The sequence below is a fragment of the Burkholderia sp. D-99 genome, from assembly GCF_011605345.1.
In the GTDB taxonomy this organism is placed as follows: Bacteria; Pseudomonadota; Gammaproteobacteria; order Burkholderiales; family Burkholderiaceae; genus Burkholderia.
On record NZ_JAAOXM010000005.1, the window covers coordinates 274,850 to 295,873 of the forward strand.

The following is a 21,024-nucleotide window of genomic DNA, read 5'->3' on the forward strand; positions in this document are numbered from 1 at the left end:
TGCAGCGTCGGGACGACCGGTCCCGCCGATGCGATTTATCACCCGCAGTTTTGACGAAGAGTTGCCGAACCATGTCTGCCATCCGATCGCCATTCTGGCCCGCGCACCTGGCCACGCATCAGGTGCCGCCCGCGACCAACCTGTTCCGTCACGTGGAGGCCGCGGCCACGCGCCATCCCGACAAGCCGTTCATCCTGTTCTACGACACGCCGGTCTCGTTCGCGCGTTTCCAGCGCGAAGCCGAGCACGTGGCGGGCTTCCTGCAGCAACGTTGCGCGGTGAAGGCGGGCGACCGCGTGCTGCTGTACATGCAGAACAGCCCGCAATGGATGATTGCGTACTACGGCATCCTGCGTGCGAACGCGGTGGTCGTTCCGGTCAATCCGATGAACATGACCGACGAGCTGGAGCATTACATCGAGGACAGCGGCGCGAGCACGGTGTTCGTCGCGCAGGACCTGTATCCGCGCATCGCGCCGCTCGTGGGCGGCGCGGGTGGCCTCGCGAACGTCGTTGTGGCGACGTATGGCGACTACGTGGCGCAACCTCCGGCCGTTCCGTTGCCCGATTTCGTGGCCGCGCCGCGCCACGTCGACGGGCCCGGCGTGGTGCACTGGCACGATGCGCTCGCCGCGAAGCTGGCGCCGGGCGAACTGACGGCGGGCCCCGACGACATCTGCCTGATGCCCTACACGTCCGGCACGACGGGCAGGCCGAAAGGCTGCGTGCACACGCATCGAAGCGTCATGTGCACGGGGGCCGGCTTCGTCGACTGGTTCGACGACCCCGAGGACGCGATCCACCTGGCGGTACTGCCGCTGTTTCATGTCACCGGCATGCAGGGCGGCCTGAACGGCCCGCTGTACCGCGGGTCGACGGTGGTCGTGCTGCCGCGCTGGGATCGCGATGCCGCGGGCCGCGCGATCGGCCGCAACCGCGTATCCGTGTGGCAGTCGATCTCGACGATGATGGTGGATTTCCTGTCGAACCCGAACCTGCACGAATACGACCTGTCGAGCCTGCGCTCGGTGCGCGGCGGCGGCGCGGCGATGCCGGACGCGATTGCCCGGAAACTCAGGGAAACGGTCGGGCTCGACTATGTCGAAGGCTACGGGATGTCGGAAACGATCGCCGCGACGCACATCAATCCGCCGGCGCGCCCCAAGGCGCAGTGCCTCGGCATTCCAGTGTTCGACGTCGATGCGCGGATCGTCGATCCGGTCACGTTCCAGCCCGTGCCGCAAGGGGAGGTAGGCGAGATCGTCACGCATGCGCCGCAACTGATGCAAGGGTACTGGCGCAATCCGGATGCGACGCAGCAGGCGTTCGTCGAGATCGACGGCAAGCGCTTTTTGCGCACCGGCGATCTCGGCCGCGTCGACGCGGACGGCTACTTCTTCATGGCCGACCGGCTGAAGCGGATGATCAACGCGTCGGGCTACAAGGTGTGGCCGGCCGAAGTCGAGACGATGATGTACCGCCATCCGGCGATCAAGGAAGTGTGCGTGATCGGCACGCGCAGCGCGCATCGCGGCGAGACCGTGAAGGCATTCGTCGTGCTGGATCCGGCGTATCCCGACGGTGTCACGCCCGACGACGTGGTTGCCTGGTCACGCGATCATATGGCCTCCTACAAGGTTCCGCGCATCGTCGAATTCGTCGAGTCGCTGCCGAAATCCGGGTCGGGAAAGATCATGTGGCGGGAACTGCAGGAAAGGGAAGAGGCGGCGGCAGCCGCCGCCGCTCAGGGGAACGCAGTGGCATGACGTACGTGCAATGCGTCACGCGTCGACCTGAATGAAGCAGCCGTGAGGGCATTCCCTCGTGTGCTGCGCTGCTTTTATGTTTGTCATTGCGACCTATCATTATTAATATGAACTACTGATCGGGCGACCCGGTTTGCGGCGTCGCGCGATCGGGCCTGTCAACGTCAATCGAATGGTTCTCCATGCGGGAACCGGGCATGGAGTGCGGAGAAAGAGAATGAGGAACGATTCATACAAGGTCATGCGTTTCACCGCATGGAGCGCGATCGTCGGCGGCCTGCTGGCGTACGCGAACGTGGGGCTGGTGTCGATGGTGGCCGGCACGGATACCGGCATGTTGCTGCACGGCGCGACGATGCTGAGCCTGCCGTCCGACACGCGCGACCTGTTTCGCCTGTCGATGCTGGCCGACGTGTTCGGGTTCTATCTCGCGGTGCTCGTGATCGGCGGGTACTTCCTGCATAGCTTCAAGGATGAACTCGGTGCGCTCGGCTACATGATCGCGTTCGCGATCGGCGCGTATGCGGTGCTCGGCATCACCGGCGCGGCACTGCAGTTGTCGGTGCTCAATCCGCTGGCGCAGATGTATGCGGGTGGAGACGGCGTAACGAGGGCCGCGGCGGCGGCAGCGTGGGCGACCGTCGCCAACGGTACGCAAAGCGGGCTGTGGTGGGCCGAAGGGCCGCTGGTGTTCTTCTGGGCTCCGATCGCCGCCAATCTGTTGAAAAAGGCCGGATGGCACGGGTCGTTCCTGCTGAAGATCACCGGGTGGTTCTTCGCGGTCATTTTCGTGTCCGGATTCTTTCCGGAGTTCGAAGCCGTGACGGGTGCGAGCGAGATCGTCGTCGTCCTGCTGCTGCCGTTGTGGATGCTGTGGTTCGGCCTGCAGTTGCTGCGCCGTGCCGGCCGGCACGTGAAAGCGGGTGTGGCGGTTGCCGGGTAACGGATCGAAGTCGACACCGGGAGCCCCCATAACCGGCTTCCTTCGCGCGCTCCCATGGACGGCTCCCATGAACGATTCCGAACGCGCGAATCGCCCAGGCATGCAACGGGTGGGCCCCGAATCCGGTCTACCCGGCCGCGACGCAGGCGGCGCCGGCGCGCAACGTCGCCGCCCGCAGGTAGCGATCCCGATCGGCCAGCCAGTCTTTCCGCTCGCCGCGCCAGCCGACCGCATGGATCCGGTCCATCTGGCGAGCGGCAATGGTTGCCGCGCAGGCCAGGCCTGACAGCGGGATATCGAGCAGGCGCCAGTTGCCGGCATGCGGCGTATCGACCTCGCGGAATGGCCCCGCGAGTGGCGCCAGCGACGCGAGCGTGGCACCGTGTCCGCTCCCGCACGCATTCGAAATGCTGTCCAGCCGAAGCTGGTCGCGCGATGCCGGATCGGCGGTTGTGCCGGTCTGCGCAATGCCCAGCCCGATCGGGCCGCGGGCGATCGCGATCACGATCCAGATGCCGGCATGGCCGACCACGATGTCGAGCCCGTCCAGCACGTCGCAGCCCGCGATCGCGATATGGTCGGCCTCGCGCTCGATCAGCGTCAACTCGTCCGCCGCGCGGCCGGCCAGCGTCCCCAGGATCGCGCGCAGCGCCGACCGGCCGATCGCGAAGCGGCGGCCGTGCGCGCGATTCGGATGCGTCCTGGCACGCCGCAGCTCCGTCCTCGACAGGTAGAGATGGCCTCGCTCGCTGCTGACGAGCTGCCATTCGCCGCGCAGTCGCCACAACAGGATCTCGCCTGGATCGGGAAGCCGCGACGGACAGGACGCAAGCGTGTGCGAGCCCGTGATCGTCAGGCTTGGATAGCGCATGCCGGCCCTCGCGTCGGTGGCGAATTCAACGTGGCCTGGCGTGCCGGCCCCGTCATGCCTGTTGTCCGGCCTGCCGCGCGTCATTGCCCGAGTGCTGCCGCGTGAGCCGCGCGGCGAGCGAGACGGCCTGCCCGAGCGACGCCACCGCATGATGCGGAATCCCGAATGCCTTGACGGCGATCTCTCCTTGCGCGGCCACTTCCGCTCGCCGGTCGGGATCGGATTCGACGCTGACGAGCGCCTTGCAGACGGCGCCCAGCGCTTCCTTGTTCTGCTTGAGCCAGACCGCGCGATGCTTGCGGTCGTCGTGGCTCTCGTCGGTATCGAGCTCGACGTAGACGATCACGAACGGCTCGCCGTGGCGCATCAGCGTGTCGATCTCGCCTTCCCAGCGGGGCGCGTAGCCCGGTGTCGCGTGTTCGGGGCGAAACACGCAGACCGGAAAGAGCTGGATGTCGTGTAACGCGAAATCATTCGGATTGAGAGCGGGCATCGAGGGTTCTCCGGTGGATGAGCGACGCCGAAGCGTCGGGTGGCCGTGAGGCGGCATTCAATGCGCGTTCGCTGGCGCTGCGCCGGCCTGCGCGACCGGCGGCGCGTCGCGCCAGCCGACGCCGAGCGACTTGTAGAGCGCGATCGCACCTTGCACCTGGGCGAGCCGGCTGAGTGCGAGCGCATCGCGTGCGCGGTACGTCGCGCGCTGCGCGGTGAGCACCGACAGGTATTCGCCGAGGCCGTTGCGGTACAGCCGCGTCGCGCGCGACTGCGCATCCTGGCTGCTGTCGACCGCCGCGGCGAGCATGGCCTGCCCGTCGCGTGCCGCGCTGATCGCGACCAGCGCGTCCTCGACATCGCGAAACGCGCTGCGGATGCGCTGCTCGTAGGCGAGCCGTGCGGCCTCGGCGGCCGCGCGCGCGGCGTCGACGCCGGCTTTCGCGCGGCCGCCGTCGTACAGCGTCTGCGTGCCGTCGAGCGCGACCGACCAGGCGACGCTCGCACCCGTGAACAGGTCCTGCACGAGGCTCGCCGTCGTGCCGAGGCTCAGCGGAATTGCGAAATGCGGGAACTGCTCGGCGCGCGCGACGCCGATCTGCGCGGTCGCGGCGGCAAGCCGCCGTTCGGCCGCGCGAATGTCGGGGCGCTCGCGAATCACGTCCGATGGCAGCGTGACGGGCAGCGCGGGGGCGACAGGCAGTGTCGCGCCGGGCGCGCTCAGCGCGTCGCGCAGCGTTTCCGGAAAGCCGCCGACGAGCACGCCGATCGCGTGGGCGAGCCGCGCGACGTCCCGCTGCAGTGGCGGCAACGTCGCCTGCGCGAGCTGCAGCTCGGCACGCGCCTGCGCAACCGCGAACGACGTGCCGAGGCCGCGCCGGTTCGAACGCTCGGTCAGCCGTCGCGTGGCGTCGAGGCTCGCGACGTTGTCCGTCGCGATGCGCAGCCGCTCCTGGGTCGCGCGCAGCGCCGCGTAATCCGACGCGAGCTCGGCCAGCAGGCTCACGAGGATCGCGTGGCGATCGTCGTCGAACGCATCGATCTGCGCATCGGCCGATTCGACCGCGCGTCGCGTGCCGCCGAACAGGTCGAGTTCCCACGACGCATCGAAGCCGAGCCGGTAGGTGCGCGACTGCCCGATCCCGGGCGGCCAGTCGAGCGCCCGCGACGAGCGCAGTGCATCGGCATTGCCACCGGCGCTGACGGTCGGGCCGAGGCGGCTCGCGATCTGGTCACGTTCGGCGCGCGCCTGCAGCAAGCGCTGGCGCGCGATCGCGAGATCCTGGTTGTGCGCGATCGCCTGCTCGACCAGCGCATCGAGCTGCGCATCGCCGAACGCGCGCCACCAGTCCTGCAACTGCGCGGGGGCGGTCGTCACCGTGTCGCGCGGCGCGATCCAGCCGGGCGGGTGCGCGGGTTGCGGCGCCACGTAATCGGGGCCGACCGTCGTGCACGCGGCCAGCGCGCACGCGCAGGCCACGACGAAGGCGCGCACGCAGCACGTCGCGCGCAGCGGAGGGAACGGGCATCGCATCGTCGCCTCCATCACATCCACGCGTGCAGCCACGACGCGAGCCGGCCGCGCGGCGTGCGCTCGCGCCCGCGTTCGCCGACTTCGACGCTGCACGTCATGCCGGCCGCCAGCAGCACGCCGGCCGGCACCCGGTCGATCTCGATGCGCACCGGAATGCGCTGCGCGAGCCGCACCCAGCTGAAGGTCGGGTTGACGGCCGGCAGGCCGAGTTCGTCGAGCGTGCCGTTTTCGTCCGCGATGCCGCGACCGATGCTCGTCACGTGCCCGCTCAGCAGCGGATCGAAGCCCATCAGCCGGATCGTTGCGGGCGCACCCGTCGCGATGCGGCGCAGCTTGGTTTCCTCGAAATAGCCGGTGATCCAGAAGCTGTGCGCGTCGAGTACCGAGATGCCGGGCTTGCCCTCGACCGCATAGTCGCCGTGACGCAGACGCAGCTGCGTCACGTAGCCGTCGACCGGCGAGCGTAGCGTCGTGCGTTCGAGGTCGAGTTTCGCGACGTCGAGCGCGGCCAGCGCCTTGCGGTGCTCGGCCTGCGCGATCGCCACCGCGCGGCTCGAGCGCTGGATGTCCTCGCGCGGCACGAGATCGTCGAGGCCGGTTCGCCGCTGCGCTTCGTCGCGCTTCTGGCGCATCGACTCGGCGGTCGCGGCAACCTGCGCTTCGGCCTGCTCCACCGCCAGCGCGAAGCGCTGCGGATCGATCCGGTACAGCACGTCGCCTTTCGCGACGCGCTGGTTGTCGACCACTGCGACTTCGACGACGGTGCCCGACACTTCGGGCGCGATCCGCACGACGTGCGCGCTCACGCGCGCGTCGCGCGTCCACGGCGCGAGGACGTACGCATGCCAGAGCGCGGCGACCAGCACGATCGCGACGGCCACCGTGGCGAGCGTCAGCAGGGAGCGGGTGAGGGGTTTGAGCGACATGACGCGATACGTTCCGACGGGAGGCTAGAAATAGAGGATGAGCGTGGCGACCAGCACCAGCGAAATCGCGAACTCGAACAGCGCCGGATGCCACACGCGGCGCAGCACGCCGAGCCGGGCGAGCAGTGCGCGCACGGCCATGTAGAGCGGCACGGTTGCGCACGCATAGACGAAAAAGGGCGGCAGGTAGATACCGGCCAGCGCGAATTCACTGAGCATCGCGGGCGCGCTCCGGAACGGCGGTGAAATAGGCGGCGTACGTGTGCAGCAAAACGTAGACGTCGGCGAACGCGGCCATCAGCCACTTCAGGTCGGTGTTGCCCGGCTGTGCGGTGGCGAGGCCGGCGAGGGCGTGCGCGGCGCGCCGTGCATGCCGGGCTGCGCGCGGCGGGGCGGCTGCATGCCGCGCGAGACCCGCGAGCCCGGCGCGCACGTACCGCCGCGCGGCGTCGGGCAAACCGTCGCGCGCGGCGCCGCGGCGGATCCGCAGCAGCTCCTTGCCGACATGCAGCGCCGCGAGCGCCTCGATGCTGGCCTGTGTCATCGCGGCCGGCTGGCCCGCGAGCAGCGCGCCGAGCTGCGCGATGCGGTGCTGCTGGCGCTGCTGCCAGCCCGCCGCCGTGACGCGCCTGCCGGCCACGAGCGCGAGCGTGTCGTCGCGGATCGTGCGGCGCAGCCGCGTGGCGTCGACGGCCAGGTTGCGCGGCAGGATCAACCGGAACGTGAGCAGCGTGAGGAACGTGGCGAGCACCCACGCGACCGACTGGTTGAGAAACAGCGCGAAGTCGGGGCGGAACGGATTGGTCGCGCCGGTCAGCGTGTTGAACGCGACGAGATAGGCGAGCCCCGCGAGCGCGGTCTTCGGCACGCTCGTCGCGTAGATGCCGGGCATCCAGAACAGCGCAAGCGCGACGACGAGCAGCGGAAAGCCCTCGATGCGCGGCAGGATGCCGAACGCGCACACGAACGCGGCCGGCACGGCGAGCACGGTGCCCTTGATGAACGCCTGCGCGCCGGCGGCCGGGTTGCCGGCGGTCGCGAGCAGCGCGCAGTACGGCGCGACGACGAGCAGCATCATGTCGCCCTGGTTCCAGCCCGTCGCGAGCCAGAACGCGCCCGAGATCGTGATCGCGCACGCAGCGCGCACGCCGTTGCGCAGGGCCGCGCCCGTGTCGCGGTGAAAGCGCACCCGTGCGGGCCGGTAGCCCGGCCGCGGGCGCTGCAATTCGACGAGCCCGTCCAGCGCCGCGCGGTAGTCATCGATCTGTTCGATCAGCCGTTCGCCGGCGATCAGCAGCGCCGCGTCGTCGCGCGGATGACCCAGCGCGATGCCATCGAGCGCGTCGCGCAAGCGTTCGCGCGCATCGGCTAGCAGGACGAGCGCGTGCGCCGCGCCGCCGGGGCCGTTGCCCAATGCGTCGGCGGCGGCCTGCCACGCTGCCGCGAGACCCGGCTGCAGCGACGCGACCGCGCGCGCGCCGGGACTGTCGGCCGGCAGCGGCGGCATGCCGCCCGCGAGCGCGCCGAACAGCGACGCCATCCCGTGCCGCACGGCGGCCGCGCGTTGCGCGAGATCTTCCGATTCGGCCTTGCCGAGCGCGAGCAGATCGTCGATGCCGTAGATGCCGGCGAACAGCGCGTGCCGCTTGTCGTCGGCGGGGGCCGCCGCGAGGCCGTTGCGTTGCGCGGCGATGACCCGCGCGACGTCGGCCGTGACACGTGTCACCAGCGCGTCGAGCTTCGCGTGCACGTCGCGCGTGCCGAGCAGCATCGACACGAGGCTCAGGCACAGCACGCCGATCGCGACCGTCGAGCCGCGCCCGATCACGTGCTCGAAAGTCAGCTCGGGATGCTGCATCGCGCCGTAGGTCGCGAGGCCGATCGTGTAGCCGGCCACCACGGTGCCCGACGCGCGAAAGTGCCGCAGCAGCGTCATGCCCGCGACGCAGACGCCGAGCCAGAACGCGAAGCCGAGGATGAACAGCAGCGGCTGCTGCGCGAAGCAGCCCATCAGCACGAACGCGACGACCATCCCCGCGATCGTGCCGACCACGCGCCACACGCCCTTGCCGATCACCGCGCCCTGGACGGGATTGATCACGAGCAGCACCGTCGATGCCGCCGAGTACGGGGTTTCCAGTTCGAGCAGGTACGCGACGCCGAGCGCGAGCGCGGCGGCAATGACCGAGCGCGCGACATACGCGCCGCGCGGCGTGAAGATGTCGATGCGCGCGATCAGCGCCGCGGCCGCGCGATTCAGGCGGCGGGGCGGCGCCGCGACGGCGCGCGTCTGATCTGCTGCGTCATGCACTGCGCTCGCTCCATGAGAAAGGACGAAGCCAGTCTACGGTCGAGCCATGCATGCGGAACAGTGACGTCTTTGCACTCGACGAGTGCGTGCGATGCATGCGTCATGCGTGCGCCGGATGCAGCGCCGGCTGGCCGGTGCACAGCCCGCGCACGACCCGCCGCAGCCACTGGTGCGCGGGGTCGCTCTGGAAGCGCGGATGCCACGCCTGCGTGATCAGCACGGTTTCGAGCGGCACCGGCAGTTCGAACGCGCGCACGCCGAGCCCGGCCTGCACTGCGCCGCGCGCGAGATGCTCGGGCAGCGGCAGGATCAGGTCCGACGCCTGCAGCGCGAAGATCGCCGCATACGGCGTCGGCACGACGAGCAGCACGTGGCGCGCGAGCCCGCGCGCGGCGAGCGCGTCGTCGATCGGCCCCGCCGACTTGCCGCGCCGCGAGACGCCGATATGCGGCCAGCGCGCGAAGCGCTCGGGCGTGATGTCGTCGTCGAAGATCGGGTGGTCGTGGCGCGCGAGGCCGACGAAGGTCGTCGTGAACAGCGGTTGGACACGAATCTCCGGCCCCAGGCGGCGCGACGCGCTGATGAACAGGTCGATGCGGCCGCTGCGCAATGCATCGTCGTCGATGTCGTCTTCCTCGGGCATGAAGCGCAGCATCGCGCGCGGCATCCCGCGCGCCATCTCCTCGAGCAGCCGGCTGCTGTGCAGGCCGACGAAGATGTCGTTCGCACGCACGTTGAACTGCTTGTCGAGCGTGCCGAGATCGATTTCCGCGGACGGCGCGAGCAACTGCGATGCACGCTCCACGGTCTCGCGGACGACGCCGCGCAGTTCGAGCGCGCGCGGCGTCGGCACCATCTTGCGGCCGGCCTGCACGAAGATCGGGTCGCCGACCGTTTCGCGGATGCGCGCGAGCGTGCGGCTCATCGCGGGCGGGCTGAGGTTCATGCGGCGTGCGGCGCCGACGACGCTGCCCTCTTCGAGCAGCGCGTCGAGCGAAATCAGCAGGTTCAGGTCGGGTGCCATCGGCTTCTCCGTTTCATCGCGTGCATGCGGCGCAATGGTAGTGCGGGATACGCGCGCGCAGCGTGACTGCAGCGCACGCAATGATTGCGCGCGGCATCACGCGTGACGCACGCATCGGTGGGTAAGGGCGTGTTTCCGCCAATCACGGGGCAGCCTCACGAATGAATGCTCAAAGCAGGGGAAGGTGCCTTTCCGCCCGCATTGCGGCGTCGTGCGTCGCTTGTCTTCCAAGGGCACTTCCTTCGGGGTGCTGGACTCGGCCAAACGGCGCTTCTTGCTCGCTGCACGCGTGCCAAGGAAGTCCTCTCGGGGGACGGGCGGTAAGGCACGTCCGCATGGCTGTTGTTTGCGGGAACACGCGCTAGCGCCCCGTGCCGGCATCGAGCGGCAGCGAGCGGACGGCGGCGAACGCGCCGTTCACGTACATCAGCGGGTTCACGTCGTCGGACATCGCGACGCGCGTGACCCGGCCGACCAGAATCGAATGCGAGCCGACCTCGACCTGTTCGAGCGTGTCGCAGAAGAAGGACGTCTGCGCGTTCTCGAGATAGGGCAGGCCGGTCGCCGCGTCGGTGCGCCACGCGTCGTGCGCGAAGCGCGCATCGGAGCCCGTCGTGCTGCACGCAAGCGCGAGCGGCACGTGGCAGCTTCGCAGCGCGTTCACGCAGAAGCGCCGGCGGCCGGTGATCGACGCGTGAATGCTGGCGCCGCGGTTGATGCACACCAGCACGGTCGGCGGATCGAGCGCGACCGACGTGAACGAGCTGGCGGTCAGCGCGCACGGTGCGGCAGTGGCGCCGTCGCCGCCGCCGCCGGTCGTGACGATCGTGACGGTGGCGGCCACGCCACGCATCGCCTGTTTCAGTTGCTTCGCAATGTCCACGGTGTTCGTCATGATGCAATCCTGTCGCGAGGGGCCCCGGTGCCGCGCGGGTCGCACCGCACGGCACTGGGGCGGGCGTCAAAGCTGGTACGCGTTGGCCCAGGTCCAGTGGTAGGACTTGAAGTCGGCGCGGCGCGACTTGAGCTCGGCGTCGCGCGCCTCCTGCTCGGGGCCGTCGGGCAGGTGGAACACGCCGCCGTTGCCGGCCGAGGCAAGCTGGATCCGCGCGCTGCGGTCGATCCGCAGGCGCTGGTACTCGACCAGCGCGGCGCCGAGCGCTTCCTTCGACGCGAGCCCGGTCACGCACCGGCCGAGCACGACCGCGTCCTCGAGCGCCTGCGCGGCGCCTTGCGACTGGTACGGCAGCATCGGGTGGCACGCGTCGCCGAGCAGGCACACGCTGTCCCACACCCAGCGCGTGAGCGGCTGGCGGTCGTGCAGCGACCAGCGGCTCAGGTCCGACGCGCAGCGGATCAGCCCGACCAGGCGCGGATCCCAGCCGTCGAGCTCGGCTTCGAGCGTTGCGCGGTCCCCCTTGCTGCTCCACGATTCGCGCGTGCTGCCGTCGCCTGGCACGATCACGACGAGGTTCAGCAGCCGGCGGTCGCGCACCCAGTAATGGATCGCGTGCCGACCGGGCCCGAGCCAGATCGTCACCTGCGGTTCTTTGACGATCTCGAACACGGGCGAGCGCGGGTCGATTGCATCGGCGTCGATCAGCGCGCGATACGCGTCGTCGCCGCTGTAGTGCGGCGCGTCGTCGCCGAGCAGCGCGTGGCGCAGCGTCGAATGAATGCCGTCGGCGGCGACGACGAGATCCGCGCGCCAGCGCGTGCCCGCCGCGTCGACGAGCGTCGCGCCGCTCGGCCCGCACGCGTCGAGGCCGCGCACCGCGATGCCGCCGAGTACGGTGACGGGCGGGCCGGCCGTGTACGGGTCGCGCACGGCGTCGAGCAGCGCGGCATGCAGGTCGGCGCGATGCGCGTTCCAGTACGGCGCGTTGAAGGCGGCTTCGACATCGTCGCCGAGCGGGAAAGAACCGAGCAGGCTGCCGTCCTGCCAGCGGCGGCGGATCGTCGCGGTCGGGGCGACGGCGGCCAGCCGCTGCCGGTCGAGCACGCCGAGCGCACGCAGCGCGCGCGTGGCGTTCGGCACGACCTGCAGCCCGGCGCCGACTTCCCGAAACGCCCGGCTCTGCTCGAGGACGGTGACCCGATGGCCGGCGCGCCGCAGCGCGAGCGCGGCGGCCAGGCCGCCGATGCCGGCGCCGACGACGATCGTGTCGAGTGACAGGGACGGTGTCATGGGCGGGTTCGCTGTGGATCCGGAAGGAATCGGCATGGCGTCATAGTCCCGGCAGCACGTCGCGGGCGAATACCTCCAGGTTGTTGCTCATCAGCTCGTACGGCTGCGCGCCGTAGTCGATGTGCCACAGGATCGCGTCGAGACCGAGATCGGCCTCGAGCGCGCGAATGCGCTGGCGCACGGTGTCGGGCGTGCCGAGCACGGCGGTCGCGTCGAGGTCGGCCGTGTCCATGCCGCCCATCTTGTTCTTCATCGCTTCGTTGTAGCCCTGGTAGGCCGATGACTGCACCTGCTCCCACGACTTCGCCGCTTCCGCGAACTGGCGCCAGTGATGGCGCAGGCGCGGCTCCGCGAGCGCCAGCGCGTGCGCGTCCGATGTGCCGATCATCAGCGGGATGCTGATCGCGACCTGCGGCTTGCGGCCGGTGTGGCCGTGATGGCGCTCGAAGGTTTCCCGATACAGCGCCACCATCTCCTGCGTCTTCGCGAGCGCGGCCTTGCGCGGCGGCGCGGCCATCAGCAGGTTGAAGCCGCGTTCGCCGATCCACTCGAAGCTGGACGGCGTGAGCAGCGCCGCGACCCAGACCGGCGGGCGCGGCTGCTGCGTCGGGCGCGGCAGCGATTGCGCGTCGCGATAGCGGAAGAACGGGGTGTCCTCGCTGGCCGATTCCTCGGCGAGGAGCCGCACCGTCGCGTCGATCGTTTGCTGGAAGCGCGTCTTGCTCGAATCGAGATCGATGCCGAACGCATCGAATTCGTACGGCAGGAAGGCACGCGCGAAGCCCAGTTCGAGCCGCCCGTTCGAGATCGCGTCGAGCTGCGCGGCCTCGGCCGCGAGCTGGATCGGATGATGGAACGACGCCTGGATGCCGCCCGTCATCAGGCGGATTGATTTCGTCTGCGCGGCCACGGCCGCGAGGAACATCAGCGGCGACGGGCTGTAGCCGCCGTACGGCTTCAGGTAGTGCTCGGTCATCTTCACGTACGTGTAGCCGAGTCGCTCGGACAGCGCGCTGAGCTTCAGCGCCTGCGCGTAATAGTCGGCCGCCGGGCGGTCGGCCGGGCCGGTATCGGGCAGAAAGGACACGCCGAACTTCATAGACACCTCACAGGTTGATGTACTGCCGTTGTCTGCAAAGGGGAAGCGATGCCGCGACGAATGCGTCCCCTGGTCGGGAAACAGGATCGCTCGCAATGTACTTGCAAGGATGATCCAATCATAGGATGATTGGGTCTATGCAAGTCTTACACGTCGCAAGATTTGCTGCAAGCGTTGCTCGGTTGTTGCTCCAGTTCCGCCCGCAAGCGGGCACCCCGAGGGCAGGCTGAAGTGAACGGGCCGGCCTCTCCATTTCTGGCGAGGAATCACGGATGAACTCTCTTCTATCGGTATCTGGCAAGGCGCTCAGGATGCGGCGAGTGGTACGCGCCGCGTCGGGCAAGTGTTTGATGGTGCCGCTCGACCATTCGCTCGCGGACGGGCCGATCGCCCATCCGCAGCAGTTGCGGCAACTGGTCGGCGACATCGCCGCGCACGGCGGCGACGCGATCGTCGTGCATCGGGGCCGCGCGCGCTTCCTGGCGCCCGACGTGCTGAGCGATCTCGCGCTCGTCGTGCACCTGAACGGCTGCACGCGCTACGCGGAGGATGCGAACGCGAAGACGCTGTTCGCGAGCGTCGAGGACGCGCTGGCGAGCGGCGCGGACGCGGTCAGCGTGCACGTGAATCTCGGCTCGAAGACGGAATCCCAGCAGCTGCTCGACCTGAGCCGCATCGCGACCGAGTGTGCGCGCTGGTCGCTGCCGCTGCTCGCGATGATCTATCCGCGCGGCCCGGGCCTCGGCGATCGTCCGCAGACCGAACTGATCGCCCATGCGGCGAACGTCGCGGCGGATCTCGGCGCCGACATCGTCAAGCTGCCGTACAGCGGCGACGCCGCGAGCATGGCCGACATCATCGCCGGCTCGTCGCTGCCGGTGCTGGTCGCGGGCGGCGCGAAGCTGCCGGAAGACGAGTTCGTCGCGTTCACGTCGCGCGTGATGAACGCGGGCGCGCTCGGCATCGCGGCCGGCCGCAACGTGTTCGCCGCGCCGAAGGCCGCACCGCTGATCCGCCGCCTGTCGGACGCCGTGCACGGCGTCGAGCGGCGCGCCGCGCACCTGGCCGCCTGATCCGGTGCGCCGGGCCGTCGTGCCCGGCATTTTTTCGATCATCGAGGGTTTCCATGCATCGCTATCCGTGGATCGACCTGCGCGCGCTCGGCGCGCAGGCAGGCGCCGTCGCGGCCGACGCAGCAAGGGCCGGCGCGTGCCGCGTCGTGGTGGCCGAGGCTGATCGCGACACGTGCGCGGCCGGCGCGGCGGCGCAACTGGCCGTGTCGGCGGCGGGCGTCGCGACGCTGGTTGACGACGCGCATGCGCCGCTCGCAGGCGTTCGCGTGAGGATCGACGGCGCGGCCGATTTCGATGCCGCGCGCACCGCGATCGCGCGGCACGCGCTCGTCCTGCTCGACTACGCGCTCGCGACCACGATGCCGCTCGAGCGGCTGCTCGCGGATGTCCGCGATGCCGCGTGCCGCATCGTCGTTTCGCTGGCCGATCCGCACGGCGCGGCCTACCTCGCGCGCAAGCATGCGCAGTCGCCGGTCGACATCGCGTTCGCCCCGCGCGATGCGGCCGCGTGGCGCAATGTGCTGGCCGCGTGCGGCGAGCTGCGCCCGCGCGAGCCGCTGAAGCTGAAAGCGTTCGAGGTGCAGCGCGTCGAGCCGCTCGGCGTCGGGCTGCATGCGGTGATCGACGGCTGCTCGCAGCTTGACGGCGAAGAGTGCGTGCTGGCCGGCGCGAGCGCGACCAGCATGCTGCTCGTCGTCGCGGCCGGCGCCGCGCACCCGCCGGGCCGGCCGCTCGTGTTCGGCATCGACGCGGGCGCGGCCGATTCGTTCGTGTTCTGCGGCGGCGACCGCGCGCGCCAGCTTTCGCTGCTGCGTTCGGGCGAGCGGATCCTGACGGTCGGCGCGGCGGGCGACACGCGCGCGATCGTGGTCGGCCGCGTGCGGATCGAATCCGCGCCGCTCGTCGCGCTGCACACGCGCAGCGCATCCGGCGCGAGCACACGCGTCGTGCTGCGCGGCGACCGCGCGGTGCGGTTCCGGACCGACGGCGGCGCGGCCGTCGGTCTCGCCGATGTCGCGCCCGGCGTCCGGCTTGCCGGCTACGAACCGGGCGCCGGCTGGGTGGATTGCCGGATGAGGGCCGCCGCGTCGCGTTCGGTCGTCTCCGTCAACCGCTAGTTTCAATCTGTCATTCAACCTGCGTTATCCCCTTCGAAGGAGATTGGCCTTGAAGAAGCTTTCCTGGATTGACCTGCGCAACATCGGCGAGCTCGCGGACGAGATCACCGAGGAGGCGCTGCATGTCGGCGTGTCCGCATTCGTCGTGAAGGATGCGGAGCAGGCCGGGCGGTTGCCGCCGAGCGCGTGCAAGGTCGCGGTCGTCGATCGGCAGCCGGCCGACGCCGCGCTGCTCGAGCAGGTGCAGATCGTCCTCGTGAAGGATGGCCTGCCGGTCGATTTCGCGGTACCGGACGGTGTCGAGCTCGGTGTGTTCATCGAGGTGACGGGCGAGGCGACGCTCACGCGCGCGTGCGAGCTGTCGGTGTCCACGCCGTGGCTGCTCGTCGAATTCCTGCAGGACCCGAGCAAGATCCCGCTCGAGATCCTGCTGGCAGCCGCCGATCGCGCGACCGGCGAGCTGATCACCGTCGTCGCCGACCTGGAAGATGCGGAGGTGACGCTGAACGTGCTGCAGCGCGGCCCCGAGGGCGTGCTGCTCACGCCGACGCAGGTCGGGCAGGCCACGCAGCTCGTGTCGATCTGCAGCGACACGGTCGAGGATCTGGAACTCGAGGAAATCGAGATCATCGGGCTCACGCACCTCGGGCCGGGCGAACGCGTGTGCGTCGATACGTGCTCGCGCTTCGAGCAGGACGAGGGCATCCTCGTCGGTTCGTATTCGACCGGCATGATCCTCATCAGCAGCGAGACGCACCCGCTGCCGTACATGCCGACGCGCCCGTTCCGCGTGAACGCGGCCGCGCTCCATTCGTACGTCGTCGCGCCGGACAACCGTACCCGCTATCTCGCCGAACTCGAATCGGGCGCGGAGATCCTCGCGGTCAACGTGCAGGGCAAGGCGCGCCGCGTCGTGGTCGGGCGCGCGAAGGTCGAGACGCGGCCGCTGCTGCTGATCGAGGCGAAGAATGCCGCCAATCGCGCGATCAACATCATTGCGCAGGACGACTGGCACGTGCGTGTGCTCGGGCCGAAAGGCAGCGTGCACAACATCACGGAGCTCAAGCGCGGCGACCGCATCCTCGGCTATACGCTCGATGCGCAGCGCCACGTCGGCTACCCGATCCGGGAATTCCTGCACGAGCAGTGATCCGCCTGCTTCATTGACGATGCGATCGCCCGGTGCGTTACGCGCCGGCGCGGTCGAACCCTGTTCAGGAGTGCTTTATGGAAAATGCGGCAAAACAGGTGCTGGATACGCTGTTCGGGCGGTGGCGCAGCCGGATCCTGTATGCGGGCACGCGACTCGGCGTGTTCGATGCGGTCACGACGGACGTGCCGGTATCGTCGGCCGCGCTCGCGGCGAAGCTCGATGTCGACGAGCCGCTGCTGTACCGGCTGCTGCGTGCGCTCGCGTCGCTCGGCCTGCTCGACGAGGACACGCACCGCGGCTTCCGGGCCACCGCGTCGGGCGCGCTGCTGCATGCGGACGCCCCGAGTACGTTGCGCGATTTCGTGCTGCTGCAGGAAGGCCCCGAGCACTACGCGATCTGGGCGCACCTGCCCGACATGGTGCGCGAGGGGCAGCAGAACGGCTTCGTCCGCGAGTTCGGCGCGATGGCGTTCGACTATGCGAAGGATCACGAACGTTACCGGAGCGATTTCAAGCGCGCGATGTCGAGCTTCTCGACCGTGCAGTCGGAGCAAGTGGTCGATGCGCTGCGCGACGTCGCGTTCGCGCCGGGCACGCACGCGTGCGACATCGGCGGCGGCCAGGGGCACATGCTGTGCAGCCTGCTCCGGCGGTTCGGCGCGCTGACCGGCGTCGTGTTCGACCTGCCGGAGGTGATCGACGGCGACGCGGACGGCTGGGCGCAACGGATGGGCGTGAGCGCGCGCTGCAGCAAGGCGGGCGGCAACATGTTCGACGCGGTGCCGGCGGCCGATGTCTACCTGCTGAAGCTGATCCTGCACGACTGGAACGACGACGAGTGTGTGGCGATCCTCAAGCGGGCGCGCGAAAGCGCCCGGGACGGCGCGCGCGTGTTCGTGATCGAACGGGTCGTGCCGGCGCCGGGCGTCGCGCATTTCTCGAAGCTCTACGACATCCACATGATGTGCTGGGGCAGCGGCCGCGAGCGCACGCGGGATGAATACGACGCGCTGCTCGCCGCCGCCGGCTGGCGACCTGCGGGGATCCGCTCCGCGCCGGACGGGCAGATCGACGTGATCGAGGCCGTCGCGGCGTAGCGTACCGGGCGCGTCAGGCGGCGGGCGTCTCGCGGGTCTCGAGCCAGGTCATTTGCGGCTTGAGGATCGCGAGCGTCGCGCGCACTGCCTTGTTCTCGTCGCGCTGTTCGATCGCGTCGAGCACCGCCTGGTGCGCTCGCATGTCCGGCTCGGGAATCTCGGCCTCGTCGAGTTCGACGAGGATGTCTTCCACGTTCGCGAGGATCGAGCCCGAGAAGTAGCGATACAGCGCTTCGAGCGCGTGATTGTGCGAGGCCGCGGCCACGGCGATGTGAAACGCGCGGTCGCGCTCGACGAACTTCTTCACGTCGCGCGCCGCTTCGCGCTCGCCGCGTGCCTTCAGCAGCTTGCGCAGCGTCGCGAGATCCTCGTCGGTGCGCCGGCGCGCCGCGTAGCGCGCGCATTCCGTTTCGAGCATGCACTGCAGTTCGAGGTGGTCACTGCGCGCGGCACGATCGACGTTGCGCATCGTTTCGGCCGGATCGACGTTGCGGCGCACATAGGTGCCGTCGCCCTGGCGCACTTCGAGCACGCCGGAATACGCGAGTGTGCGAACCGCCTCGCGCACCGTGTTGCGTCCGACCTCGAGCTGCTTCGCGAGATCGAGCTCGGTCGGAATGCGTTGACCGACGCGCCAGATGCCGGAAGTGATATTGGATTTCAGGATCTCGATCGCCGAATCGACGAGCGAGTGTCGTGTGGCCGGGGGCAGGCTTGACATTACGTGTGTCGCTTGAAACTAGAGGGTGTCACTATCCTATCATCCGATCATTCATTTGGTCGTTCAGGATAACGATATTCAAACGTGACATTTTGTTAATGTCAGACGAATAAAACTGCGGCCGATCGATGCGTGCCGCACATTCGTCGATTGCGTCCACCGGCATTTACCCGCGACGCGTCGGCGTAAATGATTCCCATTCGCTGTTCAGTCGAGGTCGCCGTTGCATGAGCGGCCCGTCTCCCTACTCGCGGGCGCGGTGTATTCGCCGACGTCCGTTTCCGCTTTCCGGATAACCCGACATGAATCGATCACACACCGGCCGCCGTGCGCGGCCTGGATTTCCGTTGCCGCGCGCGGCGTTGCGGCGCGCGCCGGGCTGGGCGGCCGCACTGACCTGTGCGGCCGCGATGCCGATCGCCGCGGCGGCTGCGGCGCAGGATGCGCCCGAGGCGGGCGAGCCCGCGGATGCGCCGCTGCTCGCGCCGATCGTCGTCGACGGGCGGCGCGAGACGGGCGTCGGCCCCGTGCAAGGTATCGCGGCCGACGTGTCGCGCGCGGGCACCAAGACCGACACGGCGATCGTCGAGGTGCCGCAGGGCCTGTCGGTCGTCACGCGCGAGCAGATGGACCGGCAGGACGTGCACAGCGTCGGCGACAGCCTGCGCTACACGCCGGGCGCGTACGCGGACTCGCGCCCCGGCGGCGTGCTCGAGAGCGTGTTCCTGCGCGGCTTCGGCGGCTTCGCGGCGGCGGCGATCAATCCGCAGATGCTCGACGGCCTGCCGCTGCCGAAAGGCGTGAACTGGGCCGCGAGCGTCGTCGATCCGTGGACGCTCGAACGTATCGACGTGTTGCGCGGCCCGGCGTCGGTGCTGTACGGGCAGGCGAGCCCCGGCGGCATCGTCGACATGGTCAGCAAGCGGCCGACGCGCGACGCGCAGCACCTGCTCGCCGTGCAGACCGGCAACCGCGATCGCGCGCAGCTGGCGTTCGATTTCAGCGGGCCCGTGACGCAGGACGGCACGTGGCGCTACCGGATCGACGGCCTCGCGCGCCGCGCGGACGAGCAGATCGATTATTCGCGGCAGCAGCGGATCGTCGTCGCGCCGTCGCTGACGTGGCAGCCGAACGCCAATACGAGTTTCACGCTGCTGGGTTCGTTCCAGCGCGATCCGCACAACAACTTCGCGGGCTGGCTGCCGGCCCTCGGCACGCTGTGGCCGGACGCGGGCCGGCGGATTCCGACGCACTTCTTTCCGGGGCTGCCCGGTTTCGACACGTACGACCGCACGCAGGCGATGATCGGCTACGCGTTCGAGCATCGTTTCGATTCGACGTGGAAAGTCCGGCAGAACGTGCGCTATACGCATCTCGATGTCGACTTCGCGGGCGCGGCCGTCAACTTCGTCGCGCCCTACGTGGCGCCGGGCGTGCTGAACCGTTCGCTGTCGTGGTCGCGCGAGCACGTGAACCATCTCGCGCTCGACAACCAGGCGGAGATGCGCGTGATGACGGGGCCCGTCGAGCATACGGTGCTGGCCGGGCTGTCGTACGAGCATGCGGTGGCGAACCTCGTCGGGTCGGGCTTCGGTGCGGCGCCGCCGCTCGACACGCGTGCGCCCGATTACGGGCAGCCATTCACGGCGCCGCCGATTGCGCAGCAGACGCGCCAGACCCCCGACCGGATCGGCGTCTACCTGCAGGACCAGGTGCGCTGGGATCGCTGGGTCTTCACGCTCGGCGGGCGCGAGGAATGGTCGCGCACGACGACCGACGACCTGCTGCGATCCGCGAGCGTGCGGCAGAGCACGCGTGCGTTCACCGGGCGGGCGGGGGCGGTCTATCTGTTCGACAGCGGCTTCGCGCCATACCTGAGCTATTCGACGTCGTTCGAGCCGGCGCTCGGCACGCGCTTCGACGGCCAGCCGTTCACGCCGACGAAGGCGAAGCAGTTCGAGTTCGGGCTGCGCTACCAGTCGCCGGACCGGTTGCAAAACGCGTCGATCGCCGCGTTCGACATTCGACAGCGCAACGTGCTGACCGCCGATCCCGAGCATCCGTTCTTCAGCGTGCAGACGGGCGAGGTGCGCTCGCGCGGGATCGAGCTGGAAGGGCGTGCGCGCGTCTGGAAGCAACTGGACGTGATCGCCGCGTACACGTATCTCGACACGACGGTGCAGGCCGATACGGATCCGACCGTCGTCGGCAAGCGCGTGGCGGCAGTGCCGCGACATCTTGCGTCGCTGTGGCTGGACTATGCGGTCGAGCGGCCCGGGCTGCGCGGGCTGAGGGTGGGCGGCGGCGTGCGCTACGTCGGGCGCAGCGCGGGCGACAACGTCAATACGTTCGATGTGCCGGCGGTCGTGCTCTTCGATCTCGGGCTGTCGTATGACCTGGGTGTCGAACGGCCCGCGTGGAAGGGGTGGCGCGTCGCGGCGCACGTGAACAACCTGTTCGACCGGACTTATGTCTCGTCGTGTTTTTCGGCGGGAGGGTGTTTCTACGGCACGCGGCTGACGGTGACGGGGGATGTCAGTTACCGGTGGTGAGGGAGGGGGACGATCATGATGCCGGTGCAGTCGGTGCAGTCGGTGCAGTCGGTGCAGTCGGTGCAGTCGGTGCAGTCGGTGCGGCGTGTGCGGCCAGTGCGGCCAGTGCGGCGTGTGCGACCAGTGCGGCGTGTGCGACCAGTGCGGCGTGTGCGA

At 69.3% G+C, this 21,024-nt stretch carries 18 protein-coding genes; 7 read left to right on the forward strand and 11 right to left on the reverse strand.

Annotated features, from left to right (window positions below):
- The first annotated feature begins 71 nt into the window (after positions 1–71).
- Both HAV18_RS20820 and HAV18_RS20825 read left to right on the forward strand, forming a co-directional pair.
- Positions 72–1,766 carry a long-chain fatty acid--CoA ligase gene (locus HAV18_RS20820; protein WP_166959197.1) on the forward strand — a complete coding sequence of 565 codons (1,695 nt, stop codon included), beginning with the start codon at positions 72–74 and terminating at the stop codon, positions 1,764–1,766.
- Positions 1,767–1,983: 217 nt separating this feature from the next.
- Entirely contained in the window at positions 1,984–2,709 is a 726-nt protein-coding gene (locus HAV18_RS20825) for a hypothetical protein (RefSeq protein WP_166959199.1), read from the forward strand.
- 127 nt (positions 2,710–2,836) lie between these two features.
- On the opposite strand, the gene HAV18_RS20830 is transcribed toward HAV18_RS20825, so the two are convergent.
- The 10 genes from HAV18_RS20830 to HAV18_RS20875 all read right to left on the reverse strand — a co-directional run bounded on the left by HAV18_RS20830 (position 2,837) and on the right by HAV18_RS20875 (position 13,142).
- A complete protein-coding gene (locus HAV18_RS20830) occupies positions 2,837–3,580 on the reverse strand; it encodes a hypothetical protein (RefSeq protein ID WP_166959201.1) in 744 nt (247 codons plus the stop codon).
- A gap of 52 nt (positions 3,581–3,632) precedes the next feature.
- Positions 3,633–4,073, reverse strand: a complete 441-nt coding sequence (locus HAV18_RS20835) for a hypothetical protein (RefSeq protein WP_166959203.1) — start codon at positions 4,071–4,073, stop codon at positions 3,633–3,635.
- A gap of 57 nt (positions 4,074–4,130) precedes the next feature.
- A complete protein-coding gene (locus HAV18_RS20840) occupies positions 4,131–5,606 on the reverse strand; it encodes an efflux transporter outer membrane subunit (protein WP_166959205.1) in 1,476 nt (491 codons plus the stop codon).
- Between the two features lie 11 nt (positions 5,607–5,617).
- The gene (locus HAV18_RS20845; RefSeq protein WP_166959207.1) at positions 5,618–6,532 is read right to left on the reverse strand and encodes an HlyD family secretion protein; all 915 of its coding nucleotides are present in this window, start codon (positions 6,530–6,532) and stop codon (positions 5,618–5,620) included.
- A 24-nt stretch (positions 6,533–6,556) separates the two neighbouring features.
- The gene (locus HAV18_RS20850) at positions 6,557–6,751 is read right to left on the reverse strand and encodes a DUF1656 domain-containing protein (RefSeq protein ID WP_166959209.1); all 195 of its coding nucleotides are present in this window, start codon (positions 6,749–6,751) and stop codon (positions 6,557–6,559) included.
- On the reverse strand, positions 6,741–8,843 hold the full coding sequence (locus HAV18_RS20855) for an FUSC family protein (RefSeq protein ID WP_166959211.1): 2,103 nt from the start codon (positions 8,841–8,843) through the stop codon (positions 6,741–6,743). The genes HAV18_RS20850 and HAV18_RS20855 overlap by 11 nt, the downstream gene beginning before the upstream one ends.
- Before the next feature lie 100 nt (positions 8,844–8,943).
- Positions 8,944–9,867 (reverse strand): LysR family transcriptional regulator, encoded by a 924-nt coding sequence (locus HAV18_RS20860; RefSeq protein ID WP_166959213.1) that lies wholly within the window; start codon positions 9,865–9,867, stop codon positions 8,944–8,946.
- Between the two features lie 361 nt (positions 9,868–10,228).
- Positions 10,229–10,762, reverse strand: coding sequence for a flavin reductase family protein (locus tag HAV18_RS20865; protein WP_166959215.1), 534 nt, complete (start codon positions 10,760–10,762; stop codon positions 10,229–10,231).
- A gap of 66 nt (positions 10,763–10,828) precedes the next feature.
- Positions 10,829–12,055 carry an FAD-dependent monooxygenase gene (locus HAV18_RS20870; RefSeq protein WP_166959217.1) on the reverse strand — a complete coding sequence of 409 codons (1,227 nt, stop codon included), beginning with the start codon at positions 12,053–12,055 and terminating at the stop codon, positions 10,829–10,831.
- A gap of 40 nt (positions 12,056–12,095) precedes the next feature.
- Entirely contained in the window at positions 12,096–13,142 is a 1,047-nt protein-coding gene (locus HAV18_RS20875; protein WP_347814779.1) for an LLM class flavin-dependent oxidoreductase, read from the reverse strand.
- A gap of 284 nt (positions 13,143–13,426) precedes the next feature.
- On the opposite strand from HAV18_RS20875, the gene HAV18_RS20880 reads away from it, so the two are divergent.
- From HAV18_RS20880 to HAV18_RS20895, 4 genes are all read left to right on the forward strand, one after another.
- Complete coding sequence (locus HAV18_RS20880; RefSeq protein ID WP_166959221.1) at positions 13,427–14,227, forward strand: 2-amino-3,7-dideoxy-D-threo-hept-6-ulosonate synthase; 801 nt, start codon at positions 13,427–13,429, stop codon at positions 14,225–14,227.
- A gap of 53 nt (positions 14,228–14,280) precedes the next feature.
- On the forward strand, positions 14,281–15,345 hold the full coding sequence (locus HAV18_RS20885; RefSeq protein ID WP_166959223.1) for a 3-dehydroquinate synthase II family protein: 1,065 nt from the start codon (positions 14,281–14,283) through the stop codon (positions 15,343–15,345).
- Positions 15,346–15,394: 49 nt separating this feature from the next.
- Positions 15,395–16,495 carry a 3-dehydroquinate synthase II family protein gene (locus tag HAV18_RS20890; protein ID WP_166959225.1) on the forward strand — a complete coding sequence of 367 codons (1,101 nt, stop codon included), beginning with the start codon at positions 15,395–15,397 and terminating at the stop codon, positions 16,493–16,495.
- Between the two features lie 77 nt (positions 16,496–16,572).
- Positions 16,573–17,595 carry a methyltransferase gene (locus HAV18_RS20895; protein ID WP_166959227.1) on the forward strand — a complete coding sequence of 341 codons (1,023 nt, stop codon included), beginning with the start codon at positions 16,573–16,575 and terminating at the stop codon, positions 17,593–17,595.
- 13 nt (positions 17,596–17,608) lie between these two features.
- Here HAV18_RS20895 and HAV18_RS20900 read toward each other — a convergent pair whose 3' ends face one another.
- Complete coding sequence (locus HAV18_RS20900) at positions 17,609–18,316, reverse strand: FadR/GntR family transcriptional regulator (RefSeq protein WP_166959229.1); 708 nt, start codon at positions 18,314–18,316, stop codon at positions 17,609–17,611.
- A 302-nt stretch (positions 18,317–18,618) separates the two neighbouring features.
- On the opposite strand from HAV18_RS20900, the gene HAV18_RS20905 reads away from it, so the two are divergent.
- Complete coding sequence (locus tag HAV18_RS20905) at positions 18,619–20,868, forward strand: TonB-dependent siderophore receptor (RefSeq protein WP_243771742.1); 2,250 nt, start codon at positions 18,619–18,621, stop codon at positions 20,866–20,868.
- Positions 20,869–21,024: the final 156 nt, after the last annotated feature.

Bases quoted from the DNA above. Each gene is read 5' to 3' on its own strand.
- HAV18_RS20835 (WP_166959203.1), bottom strand. From the start codon at position 4,073: ATGCCCGCTCTCAATCCGAATGATTTCGCGTTACACGACATCCAGCTC.
- HAV18_RS20845 (WP_166959207.1), bottom strand. From the start codon at position 6,532: ATGTCGCTCAAACCCCTCACCCGCTCCCTGCTGACGCTCGCCACGGTG.
- HAV18_RS20860 (WP_166959213.1), bottom strand. From the start codon at position 9,867: ATGGCACCCGACCTGAACCTGCTGATTTCGCTCGACGCGCTGCTCGAA.
- HAV18_RS20830 (WP_166959201.1), bottom strand. From the start codon at position 3,580: ATGCGCTATCCAAGCCTGACGATCACGGGCTCGCACACGCTTGCGTCC.
- HAV18_RS20900 (WP_166959229.1), bottom strand. From the start codon at position 18,316: ATGTCAAGCCTGCCCCCGGCCACACGACACTCGCTCGTCGATTCGGCG.
- HAV18_RS20850 (WP_166959209.1), bottom strand. From the start codon at position 6,751: ATGCTCAGTGAATTCGCGCTGGCCGGTATCTACCTGCCGCCCTTTTTC.
- HAV18_RS20905 (WP_243771742.1), top strand. From the start codon at position 18,619: ATGAATCGATCACACACCGGCCGCCGTGCGCGGCCTGGATTTCCGTTG.
- HAV18_RS20825 (WP_166959199.1), top strand. From the start codon at position 1,984: ATGAGGAACGATTCATACAAGGTCATGCGTTTCACCGCATGGAGCGCG.
- HAV18_RS20840 (WP_166959205.1), bottom strand. From the start codon at position 5,606: ATGCGATGCCCGTTCCCTCCGCTGCGCGCGACGTGCTGCGTGCGCGCC.
- HAV18_RS20895 (WP_166959227.1), top strand. From the start codon at position 16,573: ATGGAAAATGCGGCAAAACAGGTGCTGGATACGCTGTTCGGGCGGTGG.
- HAV18_RS20820 (WP_166959197.1), top strand. From the start codon at position 72: ATGTCTGCCATCCGATCGCCATTCTGGCCCGCGCACCTGGCCACGCAT.
- HAV18_RS20885 (WP_166959223.1), top strand. From the start codon at position 14,281: ATGCATCGCTATCCGTGGATCGACCTGCGCGCGCTCGGCGCGCAGGCA.
- HAV18_RS20880 (WP_166959221.1), top strand. From the start codon at position 13,427: ATGAACTCTCTTCTATCGGTATCTGGCAAGGCGCTCAGGATGCGGCGA.
- HAV18_RS20870 (WP_166959217.1), bottom strand. From the start codon at position 12,055: ATGACACCGTCCCTGTCACTCGACACGATCGTCGTCGGCGCCGGCATC.
- HAV18_RS20865 (WP_166959215.1), bottom strand. From the start codon at position 10,762: ATGACGAACACCGTGGACATTGCGAAGCAACTGAAACAGGCGATGCGT.